The organism is Arthrobacter sp. BC5 (assembly GCF_056680255.1).
Map to the genome: position 1 here is coordinate 1,793,205 of NZ_CM155273.1, position 26,446 is coordinate 1,819,650.

Annotated in this window: 26 protein-coding genes; 15 read left to right on the forward strand and 11 right to left on the reverse strand. The window is 70.7% G+C overall.

The genetic code is table 11. From position 1 onward, the window contains the following. Positions 1–42 precede the first annotated feature (42 nt). Positions 43–1,554 (forward strand): arabinosylfuranosidase ArfA, encoded by a 1,512-nt coding sequence (gene arfA / locus AC1MFI_RS08280; RefSeq protein WP_479820681.1) that lies wholly within the window; start codon positions 43–45, stop codon positions 1,552–1,554. Continuing rightward, positions 1,551–2,459 (forward strand): aldose 1-epimerase family protein, encoded by a 909-nt coding sequence (locus tag AC1MFI_RS08285; protein ID WP_479820682.1) that lies wholly within the window; start codon positions 1,551–1,553, stop codon positions 2,457–2,459. Before arfA ends, AC1MFI_RS08285 begins: the two co-directional genes overlap by 4 nt. A gap of 113 nt (positions 2,460–2,572) precedes the next feature. Here AC1MFI_RS08285 and AC1MFI_RS08290 read toward each other — a convergent pair whose 3' ends face one another. From AC1MFI_RS08290 to AC1MFI_RS08305, 4 genes are all read right to left on the reverse strand, one after another. Next, the gene (locus tag AC1MFI_RS08290; RefSeq protein ID WP_479820683.1) at positions 2,573–3,187 is read right to left on the reverse strand and encodes a nucleoside/nucleotide kinase family protein; all 615 of its coding nucleotides are present in this window, start codon (positions 3,185–3,187) and stop codon (positions 2,573–2,575) included. Positions 3,188–3,407: 220 nt separating this feature from the next. Next, complete coding sequence (locus tag AC1MFI_RS08295; RefSeq protein WP_479820684.1) at positions 3,408–4,427, reverse strand: NAD-dependent epimerase/dehydratase family protein; 1,020 nt, start codon at positions 4,425–4,427, stop codon at positions 3,408–3,410. 69 nt (positions 4,428–4,496) lie between these two features. After that, positions 4,497–4,799 carry a hypothetical protein gene (locus tag AC1MFI_RS08300; RefSeq protein ID WP_479820685.1) on the reverse strand — a complete coding sequence of 101 codons (303 nt, stop codon included), beginning with the start codon at positions 4,797–4,799 and terminating at the stop codon, positions 4,497–4,499. A 59-nt stretch (positions 4,800–4,858) separates the two neighbouring features. Next, the gene (locus tag AC1MFI_RS08305; RefSeq protein WP_479820686.1) at positions 4,859–5,395 is read right to left on the reverse strand and encodes a GNAT family N-acetyltransferase; all 537 of its coding nucleotides are present in this window, start codon (positions 5,393–5,395) and stop codon (positions 4,859–4,861) included. A gap of 113 nt (positions 5,396–5,508) precedes the next feature. Here AC1MFI_RS08305 and AC1MFI_RS08310 point away from each other — a divergent pair, with 113 nt between their 5' ends. From AC1MFI_RS08310 to AC1MFI_RS08330, 5 genes are all read left to right on the forward strand, one after another. After that, on the forward strand, positions 5,509–6,255 hold the full coding sequence (locus tag AC1MFI_RS08310; protein WP_479820687.1) for a dienelactone hydrolase family protein: 747 nt from the start codon (positions 5,509–5,511) through the stop codon (positions 6,253–6,255). After that, positions 6,248–6,736: a fluoride efflux transporter FluC gene (locus AC1MFI_RS08315; RefSeq protein ID WP_479820688.1), complete on the forward strand. Its 489-nt coding sequence runs from the start codon at positions 6,248–6,250 to the stop codon at positions 6,734–6,736. The genes AC1MFI_RS08310 and AC1MFI_RS08315 overlap by 8 nt, the downstream gene beginning before the upstream one ends. Further along, positions 6,733–7,113 (forward strand): fluoride efflux transporter CrcB, encoded by a 381-nt coding sequence (gene crcB / locus AC1MFI_RS08320; protein ID WP_479820689.1) that lies wholly within the window; start codon positions 6,733–6,735, stop codon positions 7,111–7,113. Before AC1MFI_RS08315 ends, crcB begins: the two co-directional genes overlap by 4 nt. Before the next feature lie 155 nt (positions 7,114–7,268). Continuing rightward, positions 7,269–7,565, forward strand: coding sequence for a hypothetical protein (locus AC1MFI_RS08325; protein ID WP_479820690.1), 297 nt, complete (start codon positions 7,269–7,271; stop codon positions 7,563–7,565). A 138-nt stretch (positions 7,566–7,703) separates the two neighbouring features. Continuing rightward, positions 7,704–8,942, forward strand: a complete 1,239-nt coding sequence (locus AC1MFI_RS08330) for an MFS transporter (RefSeq protein WP_479820691.1) — start codon at positions 7,704–7,706, stop codon at positions 8,940–8,942. Between the two features lie 91 nt (positions 8,943–9,033). Here the strand turns inward: AC1MFI_RS08330 and AC1MFI_RS08335 are convergent, their stop codons facing one another. The 3 genes from AC1MFI_RS08335 to AC1MFI_RS08345 all read right to left on the reverse strand — a co-directional run bounded on the left by AC1MFI_RS08335 (position 9,034) and on the right by AC1MFI_RS08345 (position 11,808). Continuing rightward, entirely contained in the window at positions 9,034–9,627 is a 594-nt protein-coding gene (locus AC1MFI_RS08335; RefSeq protein ID WP_479820692.1) for a hypothetical protein, read from the reverse strand. Between the two features lie 9 nt (positions 9,628–9,636). Then, a complete protein-coding gene (locus AC1MFI_RS08340; RefSeq protein WP_479820693.1) occupies positions 9,637–10,785 on the reverse strand; it encodes a zinc-dependent alcohol dehydrogenase in 1,149 nt (382 codons plus the stop codon). A 105-nt stretch (positions 10,786–10,890) separates the two neighbouring features. Beyond that, the gene (locus tag AC1MFI_RS08345) at positions 10,891–11,808 is read right to left on the reverse strand and encodes a phosphatase PAP2 family protein (RefSeq protein ID WP_479820695.1); all 918 of its coding nucleotides are present in this window, start codon (positions 11,806–11,808) and stop codon (positions 10,891–10,893) included. A gap of 84 nt (positions 11,809–11,892) precedes the next feature. Here AC1MFI_RS08345 and AC1MFI_RS08350 point away from each other — a divergent pair, with 84 nt between their 5' ends. From AC1MFI_RS08350 to menD, 4 genes are all read left to right on the forward strand, one after another. Beyond that, on the forward strand, positions 11,893–12,933 hold the full coding sequence (locus AC1MFI_RS08350; protein WP_479820696.1) for an o-succinylbenzoate synthase: 1,041 nt from the start codon (positions 11,893–11,895) through the stop codon (positions 12,931–12,933). Between the two features lie 130 nt (positions 12,934–13,063). After that, positions 13,064–13,867, forward strand: a complete 804-nt coding sequence (locus AC1MFI_RS08355; RefSeq protein ID WP_479820697.1) for a gamma-glutamyl-gamma-aminobutyrate hydrolase family protein — start codon at positions 13,064–13,066, stop codon at positions 13,865–13,867. Positions 13,868–14,001: 134 nt separating this feature from the next. Beyond that, on the forward strand, positions 14,002–16,062 hold the full coding sequence (locus tag AC1MFI_RS08360; protein ID WP_479820698.1) for a PhoX family protein: 2,061 nt from the start codon (positions 14,002–14,004) through the stop codon (positions 16,060–16,062). Positions 16,063–16,171: 109 nt separating this feature from the next. Further along, a complete protein-coding gene (gene menD / locus AC1MFI_RS08365; protein ID WP_479820699.1) occupies positions 16,172–17,959 on the forward strand; it encodes a 2-succinyl-5-enolpyruvyl-6-hydroxy-3-cyclohexene-1-carboxylic-acid synthase in 1,788 nt (595 codons plus the stop codon). Here the strand turns inward: menD and AC1MFI_RS08370 are convergent, their stop codons facing one another. The 4 genes from AC1MFI_RS08370 to AC1MFI_RS08385 form a co-directional block, all read right to left on the reverse strand. Then, on the reverse strand, positions 17,960–18,718 hold the full coding sequence (locus AC1MFI_RS08370) for an amino acid ABC transporter ATP-binding protein (protein ID WP_479820700.1): 759 nt from the start codon (positions 18,716–18,718) through the stop codon (positions 17,960–17,962). 5 nt (positions 18,719–18,723) lie between these two features. Further along, positions 18,724–19,509: an amino acid ABC transporter permease gene (locus tag AC1MFI_RS08375; protein WP_479820702.1), complete on the reverse strand. Its 786-nt coding sequence runs from the start codon at positions 19,507–19,509 to the stop codon at positions 18,724–18,726. An 82-nt stretch (positions 19,510–19,591) separates the two neighbouring features. Further along, positions 19,592–20,377 (reverse strand): transporter substrate-binding domain-containing protein, encoded by a 786-nt coding sequence (locus tag AC1MFI_RS08380; RefSeq protein WP_479820703.1) that lies wholly within the window; start codon positions 20,375–20,377, stop codon positions 19,592–19,594. Positions 20,378–20,495: 118 nt separating this feature from the next. Further along, positions 20,496–21,836 (reverse strand): isochorismate synthase, encoded by a 1,341-nt coding sequence (locus AC1MFI_RS08385; RefSeq protein WP_479820704.1) that lies wholly within the window; start codon positions 21,834–21,836, stop codon positions 20,496–20,498. Positions 21,837–21,993: 157 nt separating this feature from the next. On the opposite strand from AC1MFI_RS08385, the gene AC1MFI_RS08390 reads away from it, so the two are divergent. The 4 genes from AC1MFI_RS08390 to AC1MFI_RS08405 all read left to right on the forward strand — a co-directional run bounded on the left by AC1MFI_RS08390 (position 21,994) and on the right by AC1MFI_RS08405 (position 26,288). Further along, positions 21,994–22,755, forward strand: a complete 762-nt coding sequence (locus AC1MFI_RS08390; RefSeq protein ID WP_479820705.1) for a demethylmenaquinone methyltransferase — start codon at positions 21,994–21,996, stop codon at positions 22,753–22,755. Further along, a complete protein-coding gene (locus AC1MFI_RS08395) occupies positions 22,756–24,072 on the forward strand; it encodes a geranylgeranyl reductase family protein (RefSeq protein WP_479820707.1) in 1,317 nt (438 codons plus the stop codon). A gap of 9 nt (positions 24,073–24,081) precedes the next feature. Next, a complete protein-coding gene (locus tag AC1MFI_RS08400) occupies positions 24,082–25,176 on the forward strand; it encodes a polyprenyl synthetase family protein (protein ID WP_479820708.1) in 1,095 nt (364 codons plus the stop codon). A 287-nt stretch (positions 25,177–25,463) separates the two neighbouring features. Further along, a complete protein-coding gene (locus AC1MFI_RS08405) occupies positions 25,464–26,288 on the forward strand; it encodes an endonuclease domain-containing protein (RefSeq protein ID WP_479820709.1) in 825 nt (274 codons plus the stop codon). The last annotated feature ends 158 nt before the right edge of the window (positions 26,289–26,446 follow it).

Genomic DNA, 26,446 nt, shown 5'->3' on the forward strand with positions numbered 1-26,446 from the left:
TCCCGTCCCGACCGCACGCCACCCCGAACAGAAAGCAGTTCGATGCAGAACGCACGCCTCACACTCGACCCCTCCTTCACGGTCGGGCGGATCAACCGCAACATCTTCGGCGGTTTCGTCGAACACCTCGGCCGCCATGTCTACGACGGCATCCACGAGCCCGGCCACGCGACCGCGGACGACGAGGGCTTCCGCCAGGACGTCATCGAGCTCGTCAAGGAGATGGGCGTCTCGACCATCCGCTACCCCGGGGGGAACTTCGTCTCCGGCTTCCGGTGGGAGGACAGCATAGGGCCGCGTGAGGAGCGCCCCACGCGACTCGACCTCGCCTGGCACTCCACGGAGACCAACCAGGTGGGCATGCACGAGTTCGCGTCCTGGCTGCAGAAGGTGGACAGCGACCTGATGCTGGCCGTGAACCTCGGCACACGGGGGACGTCCGAGGCACTCGACCTCCTCGAGTACTCGAACCTGCCCAAGGGCACCGCACTCGCCGACCAGCGCATGGCCAACGGTCGTCCCGACCCGTTCGACGTCAAGATCTGGTGCCTGGGCAACGAGATGGACGGCCCGTGGCAGCTCGGCCACCGCTCCGCCGAGGACTACGGCAAGCTCGCGGCCATCACGGCCCGCGCCATGCGCCAGCTGGATCCCTCCATCGAGCTCGTGGCCTGCGGCTCCTCCAGCGCCCACATGCCGACCTTCGGCGAGTGGGAGCGCGTGGTGCTCTCGCACACGTACGACGTCGTCGACTACATCTCCTGCCACGCGTACTACGAGGAGAAGAACGGGGACCTCGGCTCCTTCCTCGCATCGGCGGTCGACATGGACCACTTCATCGAATCCGTCGTCGCCACTGCCGACCACGTGAAGGCCGTCCGCGGCAGCTCGAAGACCATCAACATCTCCTTCGACGAGTGGAACGTCTGGTACATCAGCCGCTTCGAGAACGTGGACAAGATCGAGGGCCTCGACAACTGGCCCGTGGCCCCGCGCCTGCTCGAGGACTGCTACTCGGTGGCCGACGCCGTCGTGTTCGGCAACCTGATGATCTCGCTGCTCAAGCACGCCGACCGCGTCACCTCGGCGTCGCTGGCGCAGCTCGTCAACGTGATCGCCCCGATCATGACGGAGCCGGGTGGACCTGCCTGGCGCCAGACCACGTTCTTCCCGTTCTCCATCACGTCGAAGCTGGCGCAGGGTTCGGTGCTCGAGCTCAAGCTCGACGCCGGCACGTACGAGACCGGCGAGTACGGCGTCGTGCCGCTCGTGGACGCCGTGGCCACGCACGACGACGAGACGGGCGCCACCGCGGTGTTCCTCGTCAACCGCTCGCAGACCGAGGAGACGACCGTGACCATCGACATCGCCGCGCTCGACGGGTTCAGCACCGTGACCGCCGAGTCGCTGTACGATACGGACGTGTATGCCAAGAACACCCTCGAGGAGCCCGAGCGCGTGACCATGAAGACCAACACCTCAGCGAAGCTCGACGGCGGCGCCGTCACCATCACGCTTCCCCCCGTGTCCTGGACGGCCGTATCCCTCGCATGAACCAGCCCGAATACAGGATCGAGGGCGGCGGCTACACGGCCGTCGTCCTCGGTCTCGGAGCCGCCGTCCGCGAACTCACCCACGAAGGGCGGCCCCTCGTGGTCGGCTTCGGAGCCGACGAGGAGATGCCGAACTTCCGGGGAGCCTTCGTCGCTCCGTGGCCCAATCGCATCGCGGACGGACGCTACTCGTTCGACGGCTCCTCGTACGAACTGCCGATCAACGAGCCCGAGCGCGGCACGGCCCTCCACGGGCTCGTGTTCGACCTCCCCTGGACACTCGTGGAGCACACGGTGTCCGCAGTGGTGCTGGGTTGCACCATCGAGCCGACGGAGGCGTACCCCTTCACGGTGGCGCTGCATGCACGCTTCAGTGTCGGTGCGGAGGGCTTCCGGACGGACGTCACCGCCCTGAACACGGGATCGCGGCGGGCGCCCTACGGCGTCTGCCCCCACCCGTACCTCGTCGCCGGTCCGTCGCCGCTCGACGAGTGGGTGCTCGAGCTCCCCGCCTCGACCGTCCTGACCGTCACCCCCGACCGCCTGCTGCCGGTCACCAAGGAACCCGTGGTGGGTACGGCCTTCGACTTCCGGGCCGCCCGTGCGCTGGGCGACGTCCGGATCGACCATGCCTTCACGGGCCTCGCCCGCGACGATTCCGGGCGGGCCGCGGTGCGGGTCACGGATCCGGCCTCCGGCACCGGTGCCGCCATGGTGTGGGACGAGACCTGCCCCTGGGTGCAGATCCACACGGCCGACCTGCCGAAGAAACCCGAGAGCACCAGGCTCGGCCTCGCCGTCGAACCCATGACCTGCCCGCCCGACGCCTTCAACACCGGTGAGGACCTCGTGGTCCTCGAGCCGGGGGAGACGCACCGGACCGGCTGGACGATCTCGGCCCTGTAGCTCCGCCACGCGTCGCGTCGGCGGCAGGGGGTCTCCCGGCGTCGAGCGGACAGACATGGCCACCCGATCGCTCTACCGGGGGTCTTTGCCGTCCGCCCGAGTGGTCGACGAATTCACGGCGCGGCCGTTTGGCCGCACGCGACGGCGAGCAGGTCCTCCACGATCGCGTCGGCGGAGCGGTCGGCGTCGATGAGCGTGAAGGACGCGTACTCAGGGAGCTTCCGGTAGCCGGACGCCAGTGCCGCGAGACCCGACCCGGTCTCGGCGTCGGTGCCGCGTGCAGCGACGCGTCGGAGGGCGACGTCGACGGGTAGTTCGAAGTGCAGGACGACGTCGGGAGCGGGAAGGACCCCCTGCAGCCAGGGCAGGAGGATCCCGCGCGGCAGGCCGCGCGCCTCACGCAGCGCGAGTTGGCAGACGAGTCCTCGATCCAGGACGACGATGCCGTCGAACCGGCGCAGCCGCAGTTCGTTGAGGAGCGCGTTGAACACCCGCGCGCCTGTCTCGAGGGCGTCCTGCAGCCTCGGGCCGGGCGTCCATCCGAGAGCCGCCCACCAGCCGGCCATGGTCCTGCGCCCCGCGGGGGTCCTGAGCATGACCGCGCGGCCTCCGCGCTCCGTGATGGCGCGGGTGAGGCCGAGGGCGGCCGTGCTCTTGCCGGAGCCGTCGATACCTGTCAGGAGGATGCGCAGGGGTGTGCCTTTCGAGAACGTGGTCCTGGTGTTCAACGGGAGCCGTGCCGGGGCCGTTCCCGGTGTGTCCGGTACCCCGCGCGGAGCCCGGAGTCCTCGAGCGCCGGTGATCGACGCCGAACCGTGGTGCCGGCGGTAGGGGCGCACCGGCCGCCGATGAGGAGGGGACAGGCATGGCGGACACGATCGTCGGCGCCCTCGCTGCCGGCGGGCTTGCTCGTCCGAGGTGCCACCGAGTGGTCACCGCTCGCCCACGTCAGGGACGGCGCTGATGGTTCACTGATCGGTCCGCTGATCGGTCCGCGAGCGTCGCGAGGAGTTCGCGTTCCTCCGCCCGGGTCAACCCGGACCGTCGCTCCCGGTCGAGGCCGCGTGCGCGTTCGTCGTCCAGCGTGTCGGTGAGGGTGTCACGCAGGCTCCGGAGCACGCCGCCCGCAGCGTGGAACGCGGCGTTGCTGCGACGGCTGAAACCGCTGAAGTCCTCCGGAAGCCAGAGCGGCAGGGAGCGCGGGCCCGCCCAACAGGCGACGCCCTGGTCCACCAGCCATCCCGGTGCGGCCTCGACGACGGCCCCGGTGTGGCCGGCGGCCGAGCGCGCCCGGGCGAGCAGGTCCTCGAAGGTGTGCACGTCCCCGACGGCGTTGATCGCCCCCGTGACACCGGCCCGGCCGGCCCTGATGGTCCATGCCGCGAGATCACGCACGTCGATCACCTGCACGTACCGGTCCGCGAGGGTGGGCGCGAGAACGTCCTCGTCCTGCGCGAGCGCGCAGCGCGCCACCCAGTAGCCGAAGCGGTCGCTGCCGTCGCCCGGCCCGCCGATCAGGCCGGCACGGACGATGAGCAGGCGATCACCGAGCACCGCCGCCGATGCCCGCTCACACGACACCTTGGCCGCTGCGTAGTCCCCGTCGGCGTCGTCGCGCGGGTCCACCAGCGCGGCCGACTCGTCCGCCCCGCATCCGGCGTTCGAGGCGTAGACGGAGCAGGAGGAGATCAGCGTCCAGTGCTCGGCCCGTGCGCCGAGGGCATCGAGTGCCCCGGTGACGTGCCCGAGGTCCCACGAGACCTCGATGACCTCGTCCCAGTCCGTGTCCCGGACGGCATCGTAGGCTCCCGGACGGGCACGGTCCGCGGCGACGAACGAGACGCCGGGTGGAGGCGGGCCTGCGGTGCCGCGGGCGAGGCACGTGACGGCGTCACCACCCTCCAGGAGCTGGGTGGCGAGTTCACGGCCGAGCCACGCGGTGCCGCCGAGGATCAGGATGCGTCTCATACCGCCCACTCAACAGGACGTGCGCGGGTGGCGGAAGAGAGCAAGCCGACGCGTCGGGCAGCGGTCACGTCACGGCCGGTCCCGCCGGGCGGCGTTCGACGACTCCACGACGCGCGCAGCGAGGTCGCGCGCCTCGCGCAACCTCTCGGGAGGGCAGGTGCCCACCGGAGGCATCGAGAAACCGGCCTGTCCGCTGTCGGTGGCGGGCTGCGACGCCCGCGGGCATCGGCCCGGGTGGAAGCAGGATCGCGCGAGGACGATGCCGCCGGCGGCTATCAGGAGGAGGGGGTAGTCCCGGGCCCCGGCGAAGAGTGCGAGGATCCCGAGGGAGGTACTGAGCATGCCGAGTGGAACAAGGAACCTGGTGTTCATCACACGTCCGTCGTCGTTGACTGAGGGTGGTGGCACCGATAGTACTCCCCGTACCGCGATCAGTGGAGGAGGCGCTGGTAGAGCAGGTGGTCCCGCCAGGACCCGGCGATGCGAAGATACGACGGCGCGGTGCCGATGAGGGCGAAGCCCGCCCTGTGGAGGACCGCCGTCGACGCCGCATTGCCGGGCATGACGGACGCCTGAACCCGGTGCAGTCCGAGCTCGTCCCGGGCGTACGCCAGCACCACCTGGAGCGCCGCCGAGCAGACGCCCCGGCCCTGCAGGCGTGAATCCACCCAGTACCCGACATGGGCGCTGAGGAAGGGCCCTCGGACGATCCCGCTCAGCGTGATCGTGCCGACGATCCGGTCCTCATACTCCAGCACCCAGGGCACGTCGGTGCCCGATGCCATGCCTTCCAGCCTTCGGGACACCTGCTCCGCCTGGCCCTCCGCAGTGAAGAAGGCGTCGTCGCGCAGGGGTTCCCAGGGAGCGAGGTGCCCGCGGTTCTCCCGATACGCCCGGGCGAGGTCGGCGGAATCCCCCGGTGCGAGCAGACGCAGCCGGGCTCCGGATGGCAGGGTGGGTGCGGACACCCGGCAACTGTAGTCGAGGCGGCAGAAGCAGGCAGCGGCATCTTCCGGACGATCATCGCGGACGACCGGGCAGGCGGTTGGCGCAGCATCGCGAAGCGTGCAAGCCTAGGCGCATGAGCTCATTGCAGGACCTCCCGACCGACGTCGGCCCGCTCCCCGCCTACGTGGCGCGGTCCGACGGGCCGGTCAGGGGCGGGCTCGTCCTCATCCACGAGGTCTGGGGGCTCGTCGGCCACACACGCGACGTCGCGGACCGTTTCGCCCGCGAAGGCTACGTCGTCGTCGCGCCCGACCTCCTCGGTGACCAGGGCATCACGGAGGAGAACACGGCCGGCATCGGGGAGGCCCTCGCGGGACCGGACGCCGAAGCGCGCAACGAGGCCCAGCCGAAGCTCAGGGCGCTCCTGGCGCCGCTGCGGGACCCGGGGTTCGCAGCCCTGACCACGGAGCGGGTCAGGGCCTGCTTCGGGTTCCTGCACGACGACGCGGAGGTCGCAGGACGGGTGGGCGTCACCGGGTTCTGCTTCGGAGGGTCCTACAGCTTCTCCCTCGCCGTGCACGAGCCGCGCCTTCGGGCCTGCATCCCGTTCTACGGCCATGCCGACTTCGGCCACGAGGAACTCGCCCGCATCACCGCGCCCGTCCTCGCCTTCTACGGACAGGACGACGAGGGCCTGATCACGGGCCTTCCAGCGCTCGAAGCGGCGATGGCGGATGCCGGCGCGGATTTCACCGCCACGGTGTACCCGGACGCAGGGCATGCCTTCTTCAACGATTCGAACCGCTTCGCCTACCGGCCGGGCCCGGCCGAGGACGCGTGGAAGCTGACCCTGGACTTCCTCGCGCTGCACGTTGGCTGATCCGAGCACCCCACGGCGTCGCCCGAACGGGCTCGCTGCGCGCGATGGGGGGCCGCCTCACCTCCGCCCCGCGTACCTCGGCCTCGTCTTCCTGGGCGGAATGGCGGGAACCCTGGCCCGCTTCGGCCTGGCGGAGGCGCTCCCGACTCCCGCGGGCCTTCCGCTCGGAATCCTTTCCATCAACCTCGCGGGCGCCTTCGCCCTCGGCCTCCTCCTCGACGCACTCGCGCGGCGGGGCCCGGACGAGGGCCGACGTCGGGCCCTGCGCCTCTTCCTGGGCACGGGGTTCCTCGGCGGCTTCACCACCTACAGCGCGCTCGCCGTCGACTCCGCGCTCCTCCTCGGTGCTGGACGCACGGCCGAAGGCGTGGCCTACCTCGCGGGCTCCGTGCTGATGGGGCTGGCTGCCACCGCCGCGGGCATCGTGGTCGGAGGCCGCATCCGGCGCCCGCCGCCGGCTGCGCCGGGAGCCGTTCCGTGAGCGTGGGCGCCGTGCTGGTGCTCGGGATCGCCGGTGGGCTCGGGTCGGTGGCGCGCTTCCTGCTCGACGGGATCATCCGCTCACGCGCCCGCGGGCAGGTCCCGGTGGGCACGATGGCCATCAACGTCAGCGGATCCCTGCTGCTCGGGCTCCTGACCGGGCTCGTCCTCGCCGCAGCACTCCCGCCCACGTGGACACTGCTCGGCGGAACGGGCTTCCTCGGTGGCTACACCACGTTCAGCACGGCGAGCAGCGAGACCGTGCGCCTGCTCCAGGCGGGCCGCATGCGGGCAGCGCTGCTGTCGGGCGCCGGAACCGCCGTGGCGGCACTGGCCGCGGCGGGACTCGGCCTCGCGGCCGGACTGCTGCTGGCCTAGACCTTCCCTGTGCCGGAGCCTCTTCCACGGCGCAGGGCGGCGCCGGTCACCGAGCCCGTCCGGCAGCGTACCCCGCCTCTTGACAGCAGCCGGGGAAGGGGGACGATCAGTCCAGGGACGGCGCACAGGCGCCGCGAGTGGTCGAGGAGGATCCCATGGCGATGGATGAGGACGTCGAGGTGCCGCTGCGGCTGCTCCTGGTGGACGACGCAGCAGGCGCGGACCGGATAGCCCACGTGCCCGGTGGATCGTCTCCCGGAGTGCCCCTGGACCCGGCCGACGGTGCGGCCCGGGAACACGACGGCGGTGCGCCGGACTACACGACGATCGCCTCGCTGCGCGCGGGTGATTCGGGACAGACATTCGCGGGAGTCGCGGACGGCGGGCAGCAGGCCGATCCGTTAGGGTACGTCGACTGCGGCAGTGGCGGAGGAGACGGCGGCGGGGAGTAGCTCCTCGCACCGGGCGACGTTCGGGCCGTCCTGCTGCACCGATCCGCTCGGGATCGAGGGCGAGGCTTGTTCACCCGCCGTGGAGGTCTCCACCGCAGCACTCCGCCGGGGCGCATCCCCTCGGACTAGGGTGGACGAGTGCCCAGGGAAACTTTCGACCTCCGTGCGATCGCCGTCGGAGCCTACGGTCCGTCGCTGCTCTACGGGGTCGCAACCGGTGCCATCCTGCCCGTCATCGCCCTCACCGCCCGGGACCTCGGCGCAGACGTGGCGACCGCGGCCCTGGTCATCACGCTCTCCGGGATCGGCTCGCTCGTCACCAACGTGCCGGCCACCCTGATCGCCACGCGTCTCGGCGAGCGGAAGGCCCTCGTGGGGGCGGCGATCTGGTGCGCTGCGGCGATGTTCCTGGCACTCGCGGCCCCGACCCTCCCGGTCTTCGCCGCCGCGGTCTTCATGGTCGGCATGGCGGGGGCCGTATTCGGGCTGGCACGGCAGAGCTACCTCACCGAGGCGGTACCGCCGTACTTCCGGGCCCGGGCGCTGTCCACGCTCGGCGGCGTCACGAGGATCGGTGTCTTCGCGGGCCCCTTCGCAGCCGCCCTCGCCATGAGCCGGCTGGGCCTCGACGGCGCATACTGGGTCGGCGGCGTCGCGAGCCTCGCCGCGGCAGCCCTCAGCTGGCGCGTTCCCGAGCTGGAGGCCTCCGGCCGGGGCAGGTCCGCAGCGACGTCGCCCCTCGGTGCCGCACTGGCTCCACCACCGGCGCCGACGCTGCGCTCGGTCCTGCGCAGCCATACCCGCATCTTCATCACCGTCGGCATCGGCGTGCTGCTGATCGCCGCGGTGCGCGCCACGCGCCAGGCCGTGCTGCCCCTGTGGGCCGAGAGCATCGGGCTGGATGCCTCGGCTACCGCCCTGATCTACGGCCTGTCCGGGGCCATCGACATGCTGATCTTCTACCCGGCCGGGAAGGTCATGGATACCAGGGGCCGCCGCTGGATCGCCGTGCCGTGCATGCTGATCATGGGCACGGCCCTCGCCCTGCTGCCGCTCGCGGGGGACGCGACGGGCCTGCTCCTGGTCGCCCTGCTCATCGGCTTCGGCAACGGCATCGGGTCGGGAATCGTGATGACGCTCGGGGCCGACCTGTCGCCGTCCCCCGGGAGGCCGCAGTTCCTGGGGATCTGGCGCCTGCTCACCGATGCCGGGAACATGGGCGGGCCGGCGCTGCTCGCACTCGTGACGGCCCTGGCCACGCTGTCCGCCGGAATCTGGGCGACGGCCGTCCTCGGGTTCCTCGGCGCGGCCGTCCTCTGGTACTGGATCCCGCGCGCCGCACCGGGGTCCGCACAGCCGGCTGCGGTGCGCGGTTGACGCGTGGCACCCCGCATGAGGCCGGCGTCGTCCCCACAGCGCCCGCCGAGCAGCCTCCCGGCGCCGCGGCGCGACGACGTCGGACCGGGTCTCAGCGCCGCCGCCGGCGGGCGATGGCCCGGGCCGCCAGCGCCGCCCCCGCGGTCGCCGCCACCCACGGTCCGCCGACGACGATCGGGTCCAGCCACTGGTGGTTCACGTCGACGCGCCTCCTGCCCAGCCTGGACGCGATGCCGTGCCTGCGCCCTTCGGACAGCACGCCGGTCTCGGTGATGGGATTGTCCGGCCGGAGGGACGCGAACGACCTCAGGTGCCCACCCCAGGCGTCCACGCGGTCGGCGACGATCAGGATGAGCCAGTGCGCCGCGCGGCCCTCCCCGTAGCGGTAGGCATACCTGCGGATGCTCCCGGAAACTCCGTGCAGCGGCGCACTGGTGCCGAAGACCGGGGTCAGCTGCCCGTGCTCGATGGACCGCTCCAGGCCCTCCCTGCCCTGCTGCTCCTCGGGGTAGTCCCAGTGCGCCCCCGTGCTCCCGGGGTCGAAGACCTCCCGTGGGACGGAAGGGCGGTCCTTCGGGTCGAGGTCCACCCCCCACCCCGGAATCCGGGCACGGAGGGCCTCCGCGGTCGGGATGTCCCGGGGCTTGTCCGCGACATATGGCGTTGGCGGCATAGATGACGGCATGCAGGTCTCCTAGCTGGGGTTCGCGATGATCAGCGTCTTGATGCAGTTGTCGAGCTTCGCCGAGAACATGTGGTACCCCTCGGCGATGTCCTCGAGCGGTATCCGGTGGGTCACGATGTCGTTGGGCTTGAGGTAGCCGTTGCGGATGTGCTCGAACAATCGGGGCCACTGCCGTTTGACCGGGGTCTGGTTCATGCGCAGCGTCAGTCCCTTGTTGAGCGCATCCCCGAACTTCACGGCATTGAAGATGGGCCCGTAGGCCCCGACCACGGAGATCGTGCCGCCCTTGCGCGCGGAATCGATGGCCCAGTTGAGGGCGATGGGGGACCCCCCCTGCAGCTTCAGCTTGGTTCCCGTCACGTGCTGGAGGAAATTGCCGTCCGCCTCCGCCCCGACCGCGTCGATCACGACGTCGGCTCCGAGGTAGTCCGTGGTCCGCTTCATCTCCACCACGATGTCGTCGTACTCCGCGAAGTTGAAGGTCTCGGCGTGCGCGAACACCCGTGCCTTCTCGAGCCGGTACTCGAGGTGGTCGATGACGATCACCCTCCCGGCGCCCATGAGCCAGGCCGACTTCGCGGCGTAGAGCCCTACCGGCCCCGCCCCGAACACCACCACGGTGTCGCCCTCACCGATGTCGCCGAGCTGCGCTCCGAAGTAGCCCGTGGCCAGGGCGTCGGTGAGCAGTACCGCATCCTCGCTGTCCATCCATTCGGGGATGATCGTGGGCCCGACGTCGGCGAAGGGCACGCGCACGAACTCTGCCTGGCCGCCGTCGTACCCGCCGGTGGTGTGGGAGTAGCCGTAGATACCGCCGACCGCCGTCGCGTTCGGGTTGACGTTGTGGCAGTTGGAGTACAGGCCGCGGGCGCAGTAGTAGCAGGAGCCGCAGTAGACGTTGAAGGGCACCATGACGCGGTCGCCCCGCTGGAGGTTCCGGACGGAGGGACCCACCTCCTCGACGACGCCGATGAACTCGTGGCCGAACGTGTGGCCCACCCGGGTGTCCGGCATCAGCCCGTGGTAGAGGTGCAGGTCGGAGCCGCAGATCGCGGCGGTCGTCACCCGGATGATGGCGTCGTTCGGGTGTTCGATCTTCGGCATCGGCTTTTCCTCGACCCGGATCTTGTAGGGACCGCGGTACACCATGGCTCTCATCGGCTGCCTCTTTCGTCGCTGGTCCGGCCAGCGTCGCACCGCCGCACCGGCACATCAACGGCCGGGCGGTGCGCGGAAAGGGCGTGCAGAGGAGCCCCCGGGGTGTTACGGCCGGTGCGCGTGGTCCGCCGTCCGGCGGGCCTGCGCCGCGAAGAGCCAGCCTGCCGCTGCCGCGAGCGTGAACCCGACCCCGACGACCCAGGCCAGGCCCCACCAGAAGAACAGGGGCACGTTCGCGGACCCCGGTTCCGGAGCCGGGCCGATGGCCTGCACGGAGGCGTAGAGCACACCGGACAGGGCCAGGCAGCCGAGTCCCAGCACCCAGCACAGCACCAGCCACCCGCGTGAGGAGGCCCAGTGCGCACCGAAGCCCCGCCAGTTGTTCCACTGGTCGCCGGTCCGCATGATGATGAGCCCGCCGAGGAGGGTCCAGGTCCCCACGACCAGGAGGGCCGCGACGACGTCCGCCGGTCGGTGCCACAGGTTGATGAACGTCGCGGCCCCTGCGAGGACGGAGTACGCACCGCCCGCCGCTGCGGCGAAGGGGCGCCACCGCGGCGCCATGATCACGAAGACGGCGGCGGCTGCGGATGCCGCGAGCGTTGTATGCCCGGACGGTAATGAATTGAAGTCGAGCGTCGCGACACCGCGATCCGGCCGGTCGAACACGACGTTCTTGAGGAGCTGCGTGGTGAGGTTGGAGGCGACGATCACGGCCACCGCGATGAGTGCCGCGGCATACCGTCGGCGCCGGACGGCGACGAAGAGGATGGCCGCTGCCGCCACGATCACCGAGATGGTGGGCAGCGTGTCGAGGAAGCGCAGGAACGGCAGCTGCGTGTCCGGTGCTGCCACGCCGGCCTCGCGCCAGGCCGATTCGTCGGCGAACTGGCCCGTGGTGGTCCTCACGAACGCCCAGTAGGTCCAGCCGAGAGCCGTCGCGCAGGCCACCGCTGCCAGCACGAACAGCAGCGGCGAGCGTGCTGCCCGCGCCGGTCCGGTGGAGGTTCGCTGCGACGTCACGCCCCAATCGTTCCACACCATTCGCGGAGTCCCGTAGCCGGCCGCGGCATCCGGGCAGCCCTGCTGCTCCCGTAGCCTGAGGTTGTGCACACTCGACCTCCGACCCCGCCGGATCCGCTGCCACTGCCCTCCCTCGTGGAGTTGACCGCATCGGCGCGCGTGGTCTCGGTGCCCATGCGCGTGATGTTCCGCGGCGTCCTCGAGCGGGAGGCCCTGCTGGTCCGTGGCCCGGCCGGCTGGGGCGAGTTCTGCCCGTTCCTGGAGTACGACGACGCCGAGTCGGCACCCTGGCTCGCATCCGCCGTCGAGGCGGCCTGGTACGGGTTCCCCGACCCGGTACGCGCCTGCGTCCCCGTGAACGCGACGGTGCCCGCCGTCGGGCCCGGGGCGGTGGAGGGCGTGCTGGCGCGCTTCGGAGCCGTGGGAGCGGTCAAGGTGAAGGTCGCCGAGAAGGGGCAGGAACTGGCCGACGACGTCGCGCGGGTCGCCGAGGTACGGCGCCTCCTGCCCGACGCGGGGATCAAGGTCGACGCCAACGGCGGATGGGGCGTCGGCCAGGCCCTCGACGCCCTCGACGCTCTGGAGCGCTTCGGCCTGCAGTACGTGGAGCAGCCGGTGGCGGACATCCCCGGGCTGCGCACCGTGCGGCTCGAACTGCGCCGACGCGGGTCGCACGTCCTCGTGGCCGCGGACGAGAGCGTGCGGCGCCAGGAGGATCCGCTCAAGGTCGCGCGGGAGGATGCCGCGGACGTCCTCGTCATCAAGGCTCCTCCGCTCGGGGGCGTGCGGCGGGCGCTGGAGATCATCGGCAGCGCCGGCCTCCCCGCCGTCGTCAGCTCCGCCCTGGACACCTCCGTCGGCATCCGTGCCGGGGTGGCTCTCGCCGCCGCCCTGCCGGAGCTGCCCTACGCGTGCGGGCTCGCAACGGTCTCCCTCATGGCCGGTGACGTCACCGATGCCCCGCTCATGCCGCGTGACGGTGCGGTCGCGGTGCGGGACGTGGAGGTCTCCGAGGAGAAGCTGCACCGTTTCGCCGCCCCGCCCGAGCGGAGGCAGTGGTGGCTGGAACGCCTGGGCCGGGCGCACGCCGTCCTGTCCGGGGCGCAGCGGGACGCCCTCGGCTAGGAGCGTCGGGCCGGAGGCTCGAGAGCCGCTCGGGGAAGAACGACACGGGAACATCACACCCCTGAAATACGGGCTCAACACTCGCGGGCTAGATTTAATTGTCAATGGTCTTTGTGAGAGGAACAGAACCTTGACATCTTCGGATTCCCTGCCGCGCCCCGTCGTCGGGCTGACGTCCTACCTCGATCCTGCCGGAACGGCGGGATGCGGCACCGTCGAGGCGGCCTTCCTGCCCCAGAACTACCTCGCGCCCGTCCTCGCCGCCGGTGCCATCCCGGTGCTGCTCCCGCCGCAGGGGACCGACGGCGGAGTCGTCGAGGAGTTGCTGCCGAGGCTCGACGGCGTGATCGTGGTCGGCGGGTGGGACGTCGACCCGTCGCGGTACGGCGCAGAGCCCCACGGGGAGACGGACCATCCGCACCGGCTGAGGGACGCGTGGGACCACGCCGTGGTCCGTGAGGCCGTCCGGACGGACCTGCCACTGCTCGGTATCTGCCGTGGTGAGCAGATGCTGAACGTGGCGCTCGGCGGATCGCTGCACCAGCACCTGCCCGATCTCGGCGGCACGACGGTGTACCAGCTCGGCGAGCACCGGTTCAACCCGATCCCGGTGGATCTCCGGCCGGGCTCCCAGGTGGCGCAGCTGATGGGGGCGACTCACCTCGACGCCGTCCCGGTCTCCCACCACCAGGCCGTGGACAGGCTGGGGCTCGGGCTGCAGGCTTCGGCCTGGAGCAGTGACGGCATCGTCGAGGCCATCGAACTGCCGCAGAACCGCTTCTGCATCGGCGTCCAGTGGCACCCCGAGCAGAGCCCCACCGAGACTGCGCTGTTCGACGCCTTCGTGCAGGCCGCCCGGGAACGGCAGCTGGGCCGGACCCGCCCACTGCACCTGGAAGGAAACCTCCGGGCGATGAGCCTGCCGGCCGGCTGAGGAGCCCGATCCGGCGGGGAGGGCCTGTTCGGGCGCCGTTCACCCGGAGTTCACCGTCTCGCACCATGGATGTTCAGGTGCCCTCGACAGGGTGGGGGCGGACACCGTTCATCCCTGGAAGAGGTATCACCCCCATGACTGAAACCACGCGCCGCCTGCTGCCCATGCTCGGCCACACCAAGGGGAAGCGCAGTGCCGTCACCTGCGCACTCAAGTGTGACAATGCGTGTTCCGACGCCGTCTGCAACACATCCGCCAACAACTACTTCCGGGACATCGTCTCGAGTGAGTTCTCGCGCCGCAGCGCTCTCGGCGCCGGTGCTGCGGGTGCGCTGACGCTCCTCGTCGGCATGCAGACCGGAGCCGGCTCGGCCCAGGCCGCACCGCCGCCCGGCAAGGGCTACCTGAAGAGCAACCTGCCGTTCGACCCCATCGCGCCCGTCGATGCTCTGGTCGACGACATGACGGTGCCGCAGGGCTACGGCTGGAAGCCCGTCATCCGCTGGGGCGATCCGCTGTTCAGCACCTCTCCCGCGTTCGACGCCGAGCACCAGACCGCCGCCGCGCAGTCGCTGCAGTTCGGGTACAACTGCGACTACACCGACGTCCTCGAGGTCGAGGGCAGCAAGGGCCGCCGCGCGGTGCTCTTCGCCAACCACGAGTACACGAACGAGACCATCATGGTCCCGCCGACCACGCCCGCCGCCGAGGTGCGCGGCATCGGCAAGGCAGCCCACGGACTGTCCGTCGTCGAACTCGAGCGCAAGAACAAGAACAAGCCGTGGTCCTACGTGCAGGGCGCCCCGCTGAACCGCCGCTACCTGACCACCACTCCGTACGAGGTGACAGGCCCCGCCGCGGGCTCCGACCTGCTCAAGACCAAGGACGACCCCGCGGGTCGCAGCATCCTCGGCACCCTCGGCAACTGCGCCGGCGGCACCACGCCCTGGGGCACCATCCTCTCCGGCGAGGAGAACTTCAACGGCTACTTCGTGGCCACCGGCACCAGCGACGGCGACCGCCGCTACGGCATCACGAACCGCCCGACCGCACGTGGCTGGGAGATCGACGAGCCGCGCTTCGACACACGGAACGCCGGCTACGAGAACGAGAAGCACCGCTTCGGCTACATCGTCGAGGTCGATCCCTTCGATCCGACCTCCACTCCGAAGAAGCACTCCGCGCTCGGACGCTTCAAGCACGAGGGAGCCAACGTCACCGTGGCCTCCGACGGCCGCGTCGTGGCGTACATGGGCGACGACGAGCGCTTCGACTACCTGTACAAGTTCGTCTCGAAGAACACCGTGCAGCCCGGCACGAGCGCCGCTGCGCGCAAGGCCAACATGACGCTGCTGAGTGAGGGTTCGCTCTACGTCGCGCGCTTCCAGGGCAACTCCGTGGCCGAGATCAACGGCACCGGCACGCTGCCCTCCGACGGCGCGTTCGACGGCGTCGGCGAGTGGCTCCCGCTGCTCATCGACAACCAGTCCGTCGTGGCCGGCATGACGGCCGCCGAGGTCGCCGTCTTCACGCGCCTCGCCGCCGACAAGATGGGCGCCACGAAGATGGACCGCTGCGAGGACGTGGAGCCCAACCCGGCCACGGGCAAGGTCTATGTCGCCTGCACCAACAACACCAACCGCGGCGTCGGCTCGAATGCCCCCGCGGACGAGGCGAATCCGCGCACGCAGAACCGCGACGGCCACATCGTGGAGCTGACCGAGGCGGGCGGCAACGCGTCCGGGACCCGGTTCACCTGGAACCTGCTCCTGGTCTGCGGCGATCCGGCCCGCAACCAGGCCACCTACTTCGGCGGCTACCCGAAGGACAAGGTCTCGCCGATCTCCTGCCCCGACAACGTGGCCTTCGACTCCCAGGGCAACCTGTGGATCTCCACCGACGGCCAGCCCAGCACGGTGGGCTTCAACGACGGCCTGTTCAAGGTGGGCCTGGAGGGCACCGAGCGCGGCCGCGTGCAGCAGTTCCTCGCGGTGCCGCGGGACGCCGAGACGTGCGGTCCGGTCATCCACGACCAGGACGGCACCGTGTTCGTCGCCGTGCAGCACCCCGGCGAGGACGGGAGCTGGGCGGCCCAGACCTCCTACTTCCCCGACTACGTGCCGGCCGGCACCGTGCCCGCGAACGGTGCGGCCGCCCTTCCGCGCCCATCGGTGGTCCAGGTCTACCGCGCCTAGATTCCGGGGAGCACCCCACGGGGCGAGGACGGCAGCGCTGTCCACCCCTCGACGCACCCCCTCCCTGCGGGAGGGGGTGCGTTCGCGTCCGGGATGTGAGGATGGATCCGTGACCGATTCCGCTGCAGCCCGCCCAGCTCCCCTCGACTCCGCCGCTTCGGCCGCACGAGTGGTCCACGCGCTCGTCGCCGGCGGCGTCACCGACGTCGTCGTCGCTCCCGGATCACGCAGCGCGCCCCTCGCCTACGCCCTCTCGGAGGCCGAGGCGGCCGGCCGGGTGCGCCTGCACGTGCGCATCGACGAGCGCTCGGGCGCCTTCACTGCCCTGGGCCTGGCGCTCGGAGGGCAGCGGCCGGCGGCCGTGGTGACGACGTCGGGTACTGCGGTGGGGGAGCTCCTTCCCGCGGTCATGGAGGCGAACCATGCCGCCGTGCCCCTGGTGGTCCTCTCCGCCGACCGGCCCGGCGAGCTCCGGGGGACCGGCGCCAACCAGACCACCGTGCAGCCCGGACTGTTCGGCGTGCACGTACGTGCGGCACTCGACGTCGGCGCCGGCGAGGATCCCACGGCCCCCGTCGCGGAGGCCCTCCGCGCGGCCCTCGGCCGTCCGGCGGTCGGTGCGGCTGCGCCGCCCGGGCCGGTGCACCTCAACCTCGCCTTCCGTGACCCGCTGGTGCCCGGCGGCGCTCCCGTCCGTGGCCTCGACGGGTCGCATGCCGGCACCGCGGGCGTGGACCCCGGCAGCGCCGTCGAGGACGGAACCGCCGTGTCCGACGGCGTCTACGGCCCGGAAGACGACGCGCCGGCCCCGACCCCCGACGCGGTCCTGGCGGACCGGGGGGAGGCCGGCGCCCGCCCGAGCGCCGGCAGTACCACCGTCGTCGTCGCGGGCCACGACGCGGGCGAGCTCGCGGCCGTCTTCGCGGCCCACCTGGACCTCCCGCTGCTCGCCGAGCCGTCGTCGAACGCGCGTTTCGGCAGCAGCGCCATCGCCCCGTACCGGCTGCTGCTCGAGCACATCGGCCCCGCCGTCACGCGCGTGGTGACCTTCGGGCGCCCCACGCTCTCCCGTCCGGTGACCGCCCTGCTGGCGCGTCCCGACGTCGAGCACGCACTGTACCTGCCGGGGCCCGTGGCCTGGTTCGAGGAGGGCCGGCGCGCGGAGCGCATCATCGACAACCTGCCGGAGCTGCTCGCCTTCGCGGGCCGCGGCGAGGACGGCTGGCTCCGTTCCTGGCGGGAGGCGGGGGCGACGGCGGACGCCGCGATCCAGTCCCTCCTCGCCGACGAGGAGCGCATCACCGGACTCCACCTGGCCGATGCCGTCTGGGAGCACACGGACGGCAACCTGGTGCTGGGTTCCTCCAATCCCATCCGCGACGTGGACCTCGTGGCGGCCACGGACTGGCATCCCCTGGAGGTCTTCGCCAACCGTGGGCTGGCCGGGATCGACGGCACCATCTCCACGGCTACGGGCGTTGCCCTGGCGGCCGGCATCCCGACGCGCGCCCTTCTGGGCGACCTCACGTTCCTGCACGACGTCGGCGGACTGCTCCTCGGCAGCGGTGAGCCGCAGCCGGACCTGCACATCGTGGTCCTCAACGACGGCGGCGGAGGGATCTTCGGACTGCTGGAGCACGGCGCGGAGACCACGACGGCGCGCTACGGCGCCGCCGTCGAGCGTCTCTTCGGAACGCCGCACACCGTCGACGTGGCCGCCCTCGCCGCGGCCTACGGGCTGCGGTACGAGCGGGTGACGACGCTGGACGAGCTGGATACGGCGATGGAGCGGCCCATCACGGGCCGCTCCATCCTCGAGGTCCGGGCCGACCGCAGTACGCTCCGGGACCTCCACGCACGCGTCCGCCGTGCCGTGGCGGACGCGACGGTCTTCTAGCTACAGCACCTTCGAGAGGAAGAGCTTCGTCCGCTCGTGCTGGGGGTTCCCGAGGACGTCCGCGGGTTCACCCTGCTCCACCACGACGCCGCCGTCCATGAAGACCACGCGGTCGCCGACCTCGCGCGCGAAGCCCATCTCGTGCGTGACGACCATCATGGTCATGCCCTCCCTGGCCAGCTGCTTCATGACCTCGAGCACGTCGCCGACGAGTTCGGGGTCGAGCGCGCTGGTGGGCTCGTCGAAGAGCATCATGTCCGGATCCATCGAGAGCGCGCGGGCGATCGCCACGCGCTGCTGCTGGCCGCCCGAGAGCTGCGCGGGGAACGCGTCGGCCTTCTCGGCCAGGCCCACCTTGGCGAGGTTGCGGCGTGCGACCTCCGTGGCCTCGGCCTTGCCGCGCTTCTTCGCCCGCTGCTGCGCGAGGGTCAGGTTCTTCAGGACCGTGAGGTGCGGGAACAGGTTGAACTGCTGGAACACCATGCCGATGCGCGTGCGCACGTCATCGAGGTCCGTCTCGCTGTCCGTGATGTCGACACCCTCCACCATGACGGTGCCGGAGGTCGGCTCCTCGAGCCGGTTGACGCAGCGCAGCAGCGTGGACTTGCCGGATCCCGAGGGCCCGATCACACAGACCACCTCGCCGTGGTCCACGTGGAAGTCGATGCCCTTGAGCACCTCGTTGCTGCCGAAGCTCTTGCACAGTGCGCGGACCTCGATGGCGGGCACAGCCGCGGTACCCGATGCTGGCTGGGACATCCGGATCACCGGCCTCTCTTGTTGTGTCGTTCGAGCTTCGCGACCAGTTGGGTCAGCGGCAGCGTGATCACCAGGTACATCAGCGCGGCCACCACGAGGGGCGTCGCGTTCGCCTGGCTGGTCAGCGCATCACGGGCGAACGTGGTCAGCTCCCGGTCCGCGATGGCCATACCCGCGATGAAGAGCAGCGAGGTGTCCTTGATGAGGATCACGAGTTCGTTGGTCAGGGGAGGCGTGATGATCCGGAAGGCCTGGGGGAGGACGACGGTCACCATGGTCCAGGCGGGGTTCATCCCGAGGGAGCGGGCGGCCTCGACCTGCCCCTTGGGGACCGCCTCGATACCGGCGCGGATGGTCTCGGCGATGTACGCGGCGGAGACGACGATCAGGCCGATCAGGCCTGCACCCGCATTGCCGCCCGGCGGCCGCCACCCGATGGCGATCGGCAGTGCGTAGGCGAAGCCGAAGATGACGAGCAGGGCGGGAAGCCCCCGGAACAGTTCGATGTACACGGTGGCGAGCCAGCGGTACGGCAGCACCGGGGAGAGTTTCATGAGCGCGAGCAGGAGTCCGAGCAGCATCCCACCGACGAAGGCGATCGCCGTGTACACGACGGTGTTCCTCGCGGCGATCGTGACGACCTCGGGGAAGGTCGATGCGGCGACGTCGAGGTTGAGGAAATACGGCTGGATCCGGCCCCAGTCGACGGCGAGGATGACGAACAGGACGAGGGCGGCGAACACCGCATAGAGGACGCCCTGGATGAGGCGTCTGCGTGTCGAGCGTTTCACGCGGGGTACTACCTTCCTTCGGGAGGTGGCACCCGGACGGCGCCGGGGCGGGGACCCTCGGCGCCGTCCGGGTAGGGCGGGTCTACTCCGCGAAGTAGGTGTCGTAGATCTCCTGGTACCTGCCGTTGTCGCGCAGGGCGGTCAGCTGCTCGTTCACCGCGGAGACCAGGGCCTCGCTGCCGTCCTTGGCCATGATGAAGCCGTACTGCTCGTCGGTCTTGAACTCCTCGGCGATGGTGAACTCGCCGTCCTCGGTGTGGCCGATGTTGACGGGGAGGTCCTGCAGGAGGGCGTCGACGTTGCCGGCCTGGATGGCGGCGTACATCTCGGCGTCCGACGGGAACTGGATCAGTTCGGCCTCGGGTGCGTTCTCCGAGGCGTAGGTCTCGCCGGTGGTGCCCTGCTGGACGCCGACCTTCTTGCCCGCGAGGTCGTCGATCGAGGCGATGTCCGAACCCACGGGCACCAGGAGGGACTGGAGCGAGTCGTAGTACGGGTCCGAGAAGGCGAGGTTCGCCTTGCGTTCCTCGGTGATGGTGACCGCACTGGCGCCGATGTCGCACTGGCGGGCCGCGAGGACGGCGCCGCTCTGGAGGCCGTTGAACTCGACGTCCTGCACCGCGAGCTCGAGGTCCATGCCCGAGGCGATCTCCTTCATGAGGTCCATGTCGAAGCCGGTGTACTCGCCGTTCTCCTCGAACTCGAAGGGCGGGTAGGGAATGTCGGAGCAGACGGTCAGCGAGCCCTCGGACACGAGGTTCAGGCCGCCGGCCTCGCCGGAGCCTTCCTCGGACGAGCCGCCGCACGCGCTCAGCGCGAGGGCGCCGGCTGCCATGGCGGCCAGCATTGCGGATTTCTTCGAGAACATGGGTACCTCACTTGGGCGGACGGGTCGGATCGGAAAAAGATCCTGCTGATTCTAGCTAGGAAAGAGAGATGTGCGTCACAGGCTACAGGTATTGCCTATTGGTAACCAAGGTCCTCGGTCAGCGGGACAGGCCGAGAGCTTCGATCATGGGGCGGAACTTGCTCCAGGTCTCCGCCAGTTCTGCCTCCGGCTGGGAGCCCTCCACGATCCCGCAGCCCGCGTAGAGCCGGACCCGCGTGGGCGTCTCGACCACGGCGCCGCGCAGGGCTATGCCCCACTCGCCGTTACCGCCGGCGTCGATCCAGCCCACCGGTCCCGCGTACGGCCCGCGCTGGAGATGTTCGAGGCGGCGGATGAGCGCCCCGGCGACCGTCGTCGGCGTTCCGCAGACGGCAGCCGTGGGGTGGAGGGCCTGGACCAGGGCCAACGACGTCGGCACCTGGCCGTCGCCGTCGGCCGCCAGTTGCGCGGTGACGTCCGACGCGAGGTGCCAGACGTTCGGCAGCTGGAGGACGAAGGGCTCGCTGTGCGAGGTCATCGAGCTCGTGAAGGGCTGGAGCGTCTCGGTGAGGGAGTCGATGGCGATCTGGTGCTCGTGCAGCTGCTTCTCGGACCCGGCGAGGACGCGGGTGGGATAGCCCGGATCACCCGCAGGGGCGTTGGCCCGGTCGAGGGTACCGGCCAGCACGCGCGCCTGCGCGGTGTTGTTCTCCACCTTGATCAGCATCTCCGGCGTCGAGCCGATCAGGCCGTCGACCGCGTACGTCCAGCAGTCCTCGTAGCGGACGGCGAGTTCGCGCAGCACCTGAGCAGTGGCTACGGGCGTCTCCAGCTCCGCTACGACATCCCGCGCCAGCACGAGCTTGCTCAGCTCGCCTGCCTGGACATGCTTCACGCCCTCGGCGACGGCGTGCTTGTACTGCTCCTCGCTCAGCACTCCAGCACCGAGGCGGTCGCCGGGCCCGGGGGAGCGGCCGGCGTCGGGCTCGAGGAGATAGGCCGCGAGGGCGGCTTCCGCCGTCTCCGCGCTGAGCTCCGCCTCGGCGTCGTCCGTGATGTAGGTCAGCCACGCCCTGCCCTCACTGCAGCCGATGACCACTTCGGGAACGATCAGGCGGGACTCGTGCGGGGAGGTCTTGGAGAAGGCGAAGGACCCGAAGGCGATCAGGCCGGACCCGGGAACGCCGAGGTCGTCCAGGACCTCCGCGCCGGCGAGCTCGCGGCGCCACCATTCCTGCGCCAGCGTGAACCGGTCCGGACCGGTGACGGTGAAACGGGCGGTCTCGCCGTACGCGACCAGACCGCCGCCACGGCGGATCCACGTATGGGCGTCGTTTCGGACCACGTACTCGAGGAGGCCGGTCCGGGGATCCATGTCGCCACGTGCCACCGTGATGCTGCGGAGCCCGCGGGACTGTCCGGGCGCAGGCGTCAGCGCAGTGAGGGACGGAGTGCTCATGATGCTTCAAGCCTACTCCGCGGCACCCCGCCGCATCCCTGCTGTGCCGTGAGGTTGGGCACGTCGCCCAGCGACGGGCGCGGTGTGACGGGAAGCGGGAGCCACGCGGTCCCGCCTGCCGGTCGGGCACGCCGCGTTTGTTTGAGACAATGGCCGAGTGAATCGTGCATCGCTGGAGAAGCGCCCTGACGAAGTAGCAGCCATGTTCGACGACGTGGCGCCCAAGTACGACGTCGTCAACGACGTCCTGTCGATGGGACAGACGCGCCGCTGGCGCCGAGTCGTCGTCGACGCCGTCGGCGCCGAGCCGGGACAGCGTGTCCTGGACCTCGCCGCGGGCACCGGCACCTCCAGCGAGCCCTACGCGGACGCCGGGATCGACGTCGTCGCCTGCGACTTCTCGCTCGGCATGCTGAAGGTCGGCAAGCGCAGGAGGCCGGACATCGACTTCGTCGCCGGTGACGCCACCAACCTGCCGTTCGCCGACAACTCCTTCGACGCGTCCACCATCTCCTTCGGGCTCCGCAACGTGAACGAGCCGCAGAAGGCGCTCGCGGAGATGCTGCGCGTCACGAAGCCGGGCGGTCGGCTGGTCATCGCCGAGTTCTCCTCGCCCACCGTGGCGCTGTGGCGGACCACCTACACCGAGTACCTGATGCGCGCACTCCCGGCGATCGCGCGGAAGGTGAGTTCGAACCCCGACGCCTACGTCTACCTCGCGGAGTCCATCCGTGCCTGGCCGAACCAGGACGAGCTCGCGGCATGGATCGGCGACAGCGGCTGGAAGGACGTCGAGTACCGGAACCTGAACGGCGGGATCGTCGCCGTCCACCGCGCCACCAAGGCTCCCGCGGCGCCCGGCGAGGAGCCGCTCCTGCCCGGTCAGGTCCGCCTGCGCCGGACGTCGGCGGCCGTCTAGGTGTCCGTCCTCATCGTCGGTGCCGGCCCGGCCGGTTCCACCGCGGCCTACTACCTCGCGAGCGCCGGGATCGAGGTCACGGTCCTCGAGAAGACGTTCTTCCCCCGCGAAAAGGTGTGCGGCGACGGGCTGACGCCCCGCGCCACGCGGGAACTGCAGCTCCTCGGCCTGCCGCATGACGAGAGCGAGGGCTGGCGTCGCACCAGGGGCCTGCGGCTCATCGCCGGCAAGCGGACCGTCGAGGTGCCCTGGCCCGAACTCAGCGACTTCCCCGACTACGGCCTGGTCCGCACGCGCCTCGGCTTCGACGACGCCCTGGCGCAGCATGCCCGGTCCGCCGGCGCCACGATCCTCGAAGGCCACTCGGTGACCTCCGCGCTGCGCGACGACGCCGGCCGCGTCACCGGCGTGACCGCCAACCTGATCGACGCCGACGGTCGCAAGACGGGGGAGACGCGCACCTTCACCGCCGACGTCGTGCTCGCCGCGGACGGCAACTCGACGCGTACCGCTGTGAGCCTCGGCCTGCAGAAGCGTGACGACCGACCCCTCGGCGTCGCCGTCCGCACGTACTTCACGAGCCCCCGTACCGATGACGACTGGATGGAGGGCTGGCTCGAGCTGCCCGACGCCGCCGGGAAGCCGCTGCCCGGCTACGGCTGGGTGTTCGGCGTGGGGGACGGGACCTCCAACGTGGGCCTCGGCATCCTCAACTCCTCCGCGGAGTTCGGCAAGCTGGACTACAAGCAGGTCCTGCGGGACTGGACGGCCGGCATGCCGTCCGAGTGGGGCTTCACCCCCGAGAACCAGGTCGGGGAGATCCGCGGGGCCGCACTGCCCATGGGCTTCAACCGCACGCCGCACTACAGTCCCGGGCTGCTGCTCCTCGGCGACGCCGGCGGCATGGTGTCGCCGTTCAACGGCGAGGGGATCTCCTACGCCATGGAGTCGGCGCGCTACGCTGCCGAGTTCATCGAGCGGGCCCAGGGGGTGGCGTCGCCGCTCGGGCGCGACCAGGTCATGTCGGGGTATGCACCGTACGTGCGGGAGCAGTGGGGCAGCCACTTCACGCTCGGCCGCATCTTCGCGCAGCTCATCGGCAAGCCCGCGATCCTCTCCCTGGCCCTGCGCACCGGCATGCCGGTGCCCGTCCTCATGCGCTTCGTGGTGCGGATGCTCGCCAACCTCACCGACGCCGGGGGCCGCGGCTTCGAGGACCGCGTGATCCACCTGCTCGAGTCGCTCGTACCGCCCACCTCCAACCAGCCGTCCCTGACGGACCACCTGCGTGCGCAAAGCGCCGCCCCACTTCGTTAGTCTTAGACAGTGACACAATCCTTCAACTCCGGGTGGACCAGCGTGGGTCCGAACAGCGCGATGGACACGGCGGACACCCCGGACGACGCCGACGCTCTGCGTCTCCCTCCCGGCTTCGCCCTCATCGCCGAGGACCCGGAGCTGGGGCCGTCCGTCTCGTCCTGCCTTGCCGAGGTGGAGAAGCAGCTCCGCGGAGCCATCGCGAACTCCGATCCCCTGGCCGACGCCACGAGCCGCCACCTCGTCGAGGCCGGCGGCAAGCGCATCCGCCCCCTCCTGACGATCCTCGCCTCCCACCTCGGCAACCCGGCCCACGCCAAGGTGGTCCAGGCGGCCGTCGTCGTGGAGCTGACGCACCTGGCCACGCTGTACCACGACGACGTCATGGACTCCGCCCCCTACCGGCGGGGAGCCCCCACCGCTCACGAGGTGTGGGGCAATTCCGTCGCCATCCTCACCGGCGACCTCATCTTCGCCCGGGCCTCCATCCTCGTCTCCGAACTGGGCGGCGAGGCCCTCGGCATCCAGGCACGGACCTTCGAGCGGCTGTGCCTCGGCCAGCTGCACGAGACCGTGGGTCCGCGCGACGGCCAGGACGACCTGGAGCACTACCTCTCCGTCATCGCGGACAAGACCGGCTCCCTCGTGGCGGCCTCCGGGCAGCTCGGTGCACTCTTCGCGGACACCTCGCCGGAGGTCGTCGAGGTGATGGTCTCCTACGGCGAGAAGGTCGGCGTCGCGTTCCAGCTCGCGGACGACGTCATCGACGTCACCGGCCTGAAGGTGACGTCGGGCAAGGCGCCCGGCACGGACCTGCGCGAGGGCGTACCCACCCTGCCTGTCATCCTGCTGCGCCGCGCCGCCGCCGCCGGAGACTCCTCCGCGGCCGACGTCGTCGCGCTCGTCGACGGCGACCTGTCCTCGGACGAGGCACTGGCCGAGGCTGTCGCCGCCGTCCGCTCGCACCCGCAGACGCAGGAGGCCTGGGCAGTGGCTCAGCAGTGGGCGGACGACGCCGTGGCGGCCCTCGATCCGCTGCCCGACGGCGTCGTGAAGCAGGCGCTGGCGAGCTTCGCACAGGCCGTCGTCAGCAGGGACGTCTAGCCCGTCTCGCCGGCCCTGCCGCCGTCGTCCCTGCGTCTTCAGCCGACCGCCCCCTGGTAGCGGCGTGTCCTGCAGCAACACGCACGACCTTTCAGGCTCGATGTCCTTGATAACCGGCGTGTCGCGCTACGACACGCGCTTCACGTACTGAAGCCCGTGCACGGTGCCGCATCGGCGGCTGGCCGCGACGGCATGGCGTGCTCGGCATTCGCCCGCCCGGGCTTGCACCTTGTCCACATAGCCGCAGCGCTGTGACGACGACGGGTTGCAGCACCTTGGGTTGTTCCATGACACTCGAGCAGATTCTCAGGTCCTGTGGAGGAGTGGCCCGCACGGGCGCCCTGCTGGAGCGCGGGGTGGGGGAGCGCGTGATCGAGCGCCATGTCGACGACGGCAGGGTCCTCCGGGTACGACGGGGAGTCCTGGCCCTTCCCGATGCGCCGTCCGACTTCGTCCGCGCGCTGTCGGCCGGAGCACGCCTGACCTGCCTGTCCGCGGCCGCCCACTACGGGCTCTGGTGCATCCGGCCCGCGTCGGAGCTGCATGTCAGCCGATCGGGGCGATCGGCGGAGGGATGCACCAATCATCGGGGAAGGGCCGTTCCTCCGCACCCACGTCTGCCCCTTGTCGGACTCGCCGATGTCCTCGTGCACGTCCTGCAGTGCCGGCCGGCCGAGGAGTCCGTGCCCATGGTGGAGTGCGCGCTCCGCCGCGGGGACACGGTGGCGGCGTTCCTCGAATGCCGGCTGACGGGTCCGTTCAACGGCCCGGCCCGCGCCGCCCTGGCGTCGGTGGACCTCACCGGCGAGTCCGCCATCGAGGTCGCAGCGCGGCTCCTGCTGCGCGGGGCCGGACTCCGCGTTCGCTCGCAGGTCCCGATCAAGGGCGTGGGACGGGTCGACTTCCTCGTGGAGGACTGCCTCGTCGTCGAGATCGACGGCGCAGCGTTCCACTCCGACCGCCAGGCGCTCCGGCACGACCGCAGAAGGAACAACATGACGGTGATCGCCGGCTACACCGTGCTGCGCTTCTGCTACGAGGACGTATTGTTCCAGCCGGGTGACGTCATCGCTCTGGTCCTCGAGGCGCTCGGACGCCGTCCTGTCCCCTGATGGGCTGCGGCGTCGTGCACGCCCTTGGGAGCCGACTGTCCCTGATAACCGGCGTGCCCTCGCACGACACGCATTTCCGCCAGAAAGCCCGCGCACGAAGCCGCACTTGGCGGCGGCAGGCTGATGGGTGGTGGTGGCGGCGGGGTGACAGCAGGGCA

What these genes read in the sequence shown, in the direction of transcription:
- arfA (WP_479820681.1), top strand. Translation starts at nt 43, where the DNA reads ATGCAGAACGCACGCCTCACACTCGACCCCTCCTTCACGGTCGGGCGG.
- AC1MFI_RS08285 (WP_479820682.1), top strand. Translation starts at nt 1,551, where the DNA reads ATGAACCAGCCCGAATACAGGATCGAGGGCGGCGGCTACACGGCCGTC.
- AC1MFI_RS08295 (WP_479820684.1), bottom strand. Translation starts at nt 4,427, where the DNA reads ATGAGACGCATCCTGATCCTCGGCGGCACCGCGTGGCTCGGCCGTGAA.
- AC1MFI_RS08300 (WP_479820685.1), bottom strand. Translation starts at nt 4,799, where the DNA reads ATGAACACCAGGTTCCTTGTTCCACTCGGCATGCTCAGTACCTCCCTC.
- AC1MFI_RS08310 (WP_479820687.1), top strand. Translation starts at nt 5,509, where the DNA reads ATGAGCTCATTGCAGGACCTCCCGACCGACGTCGGCCCGCTCCCCGCC.
- AC1MFI_RS08325 (WP_479820690.1), top strand. Translation starts at nt 7,269, where the DNA reads ATGGCGATGGATGAGGACGTCGAGGTGCCGCTGCGGCTGCTCCTGGTG.
- AC1MFI_RS08335 (WP_479820692.1), bottom strand. Translation starts at nt 9,627, where the DNA reads ATGCCGTCATCTATGCCGCCAACGCCATATGTCGCGGACAAGCCCCGG.
- AC1MFI_RS08340 (WP_479820693.1), bottom strand. Translation starts at nt 10,785, where the DNA reads ATGAGAGCCATGGTGTACCGCGGTCCCTACAAGATCCGGGTCGAGGAA.
- AC1MFI_RS08360 (WP_479820698.1), top strand. Translation starts at nt 14,002, where the DNA reads ATGACTGAAACCACGCGCCGCCTGCTGCCCATGCTCGGCCACACCAAG.
- AC1MFI_RS08370 (WP_479820700.1), bottom strand. Translation starts at nt 18,718, where the DNA reads ATGTCCCAGCCAGCATCGGGTACCGCGGCTGTGCCCGCCATCGAGGTC.
- AC1MFI_RS08380 (WP_479820703.1), bottom strand. Translation starts at nt 20,377, where the DNA reads ATGTTCTCGAAGAAATCCGCAATGCTGGCCGCCATGGCAGCCGGCGCC.
- AC1MFI_RS08385 (WP_479820704.1), bottom strand. Translation starts at nt 21,836, where the DNA reads ATGAGCACTCCGTCCCTCACTGCGCTGACGCCTGCGCCCGGACAGTCC.
- AC1MFI_RS08405 (WP_479820709.1), top strand. Translation starts at nt 25,464, where the DNA reads ATGACACTCGAGCAGATTCTCAGGTCCTGTGGAGGAGTGGCCCGCACG.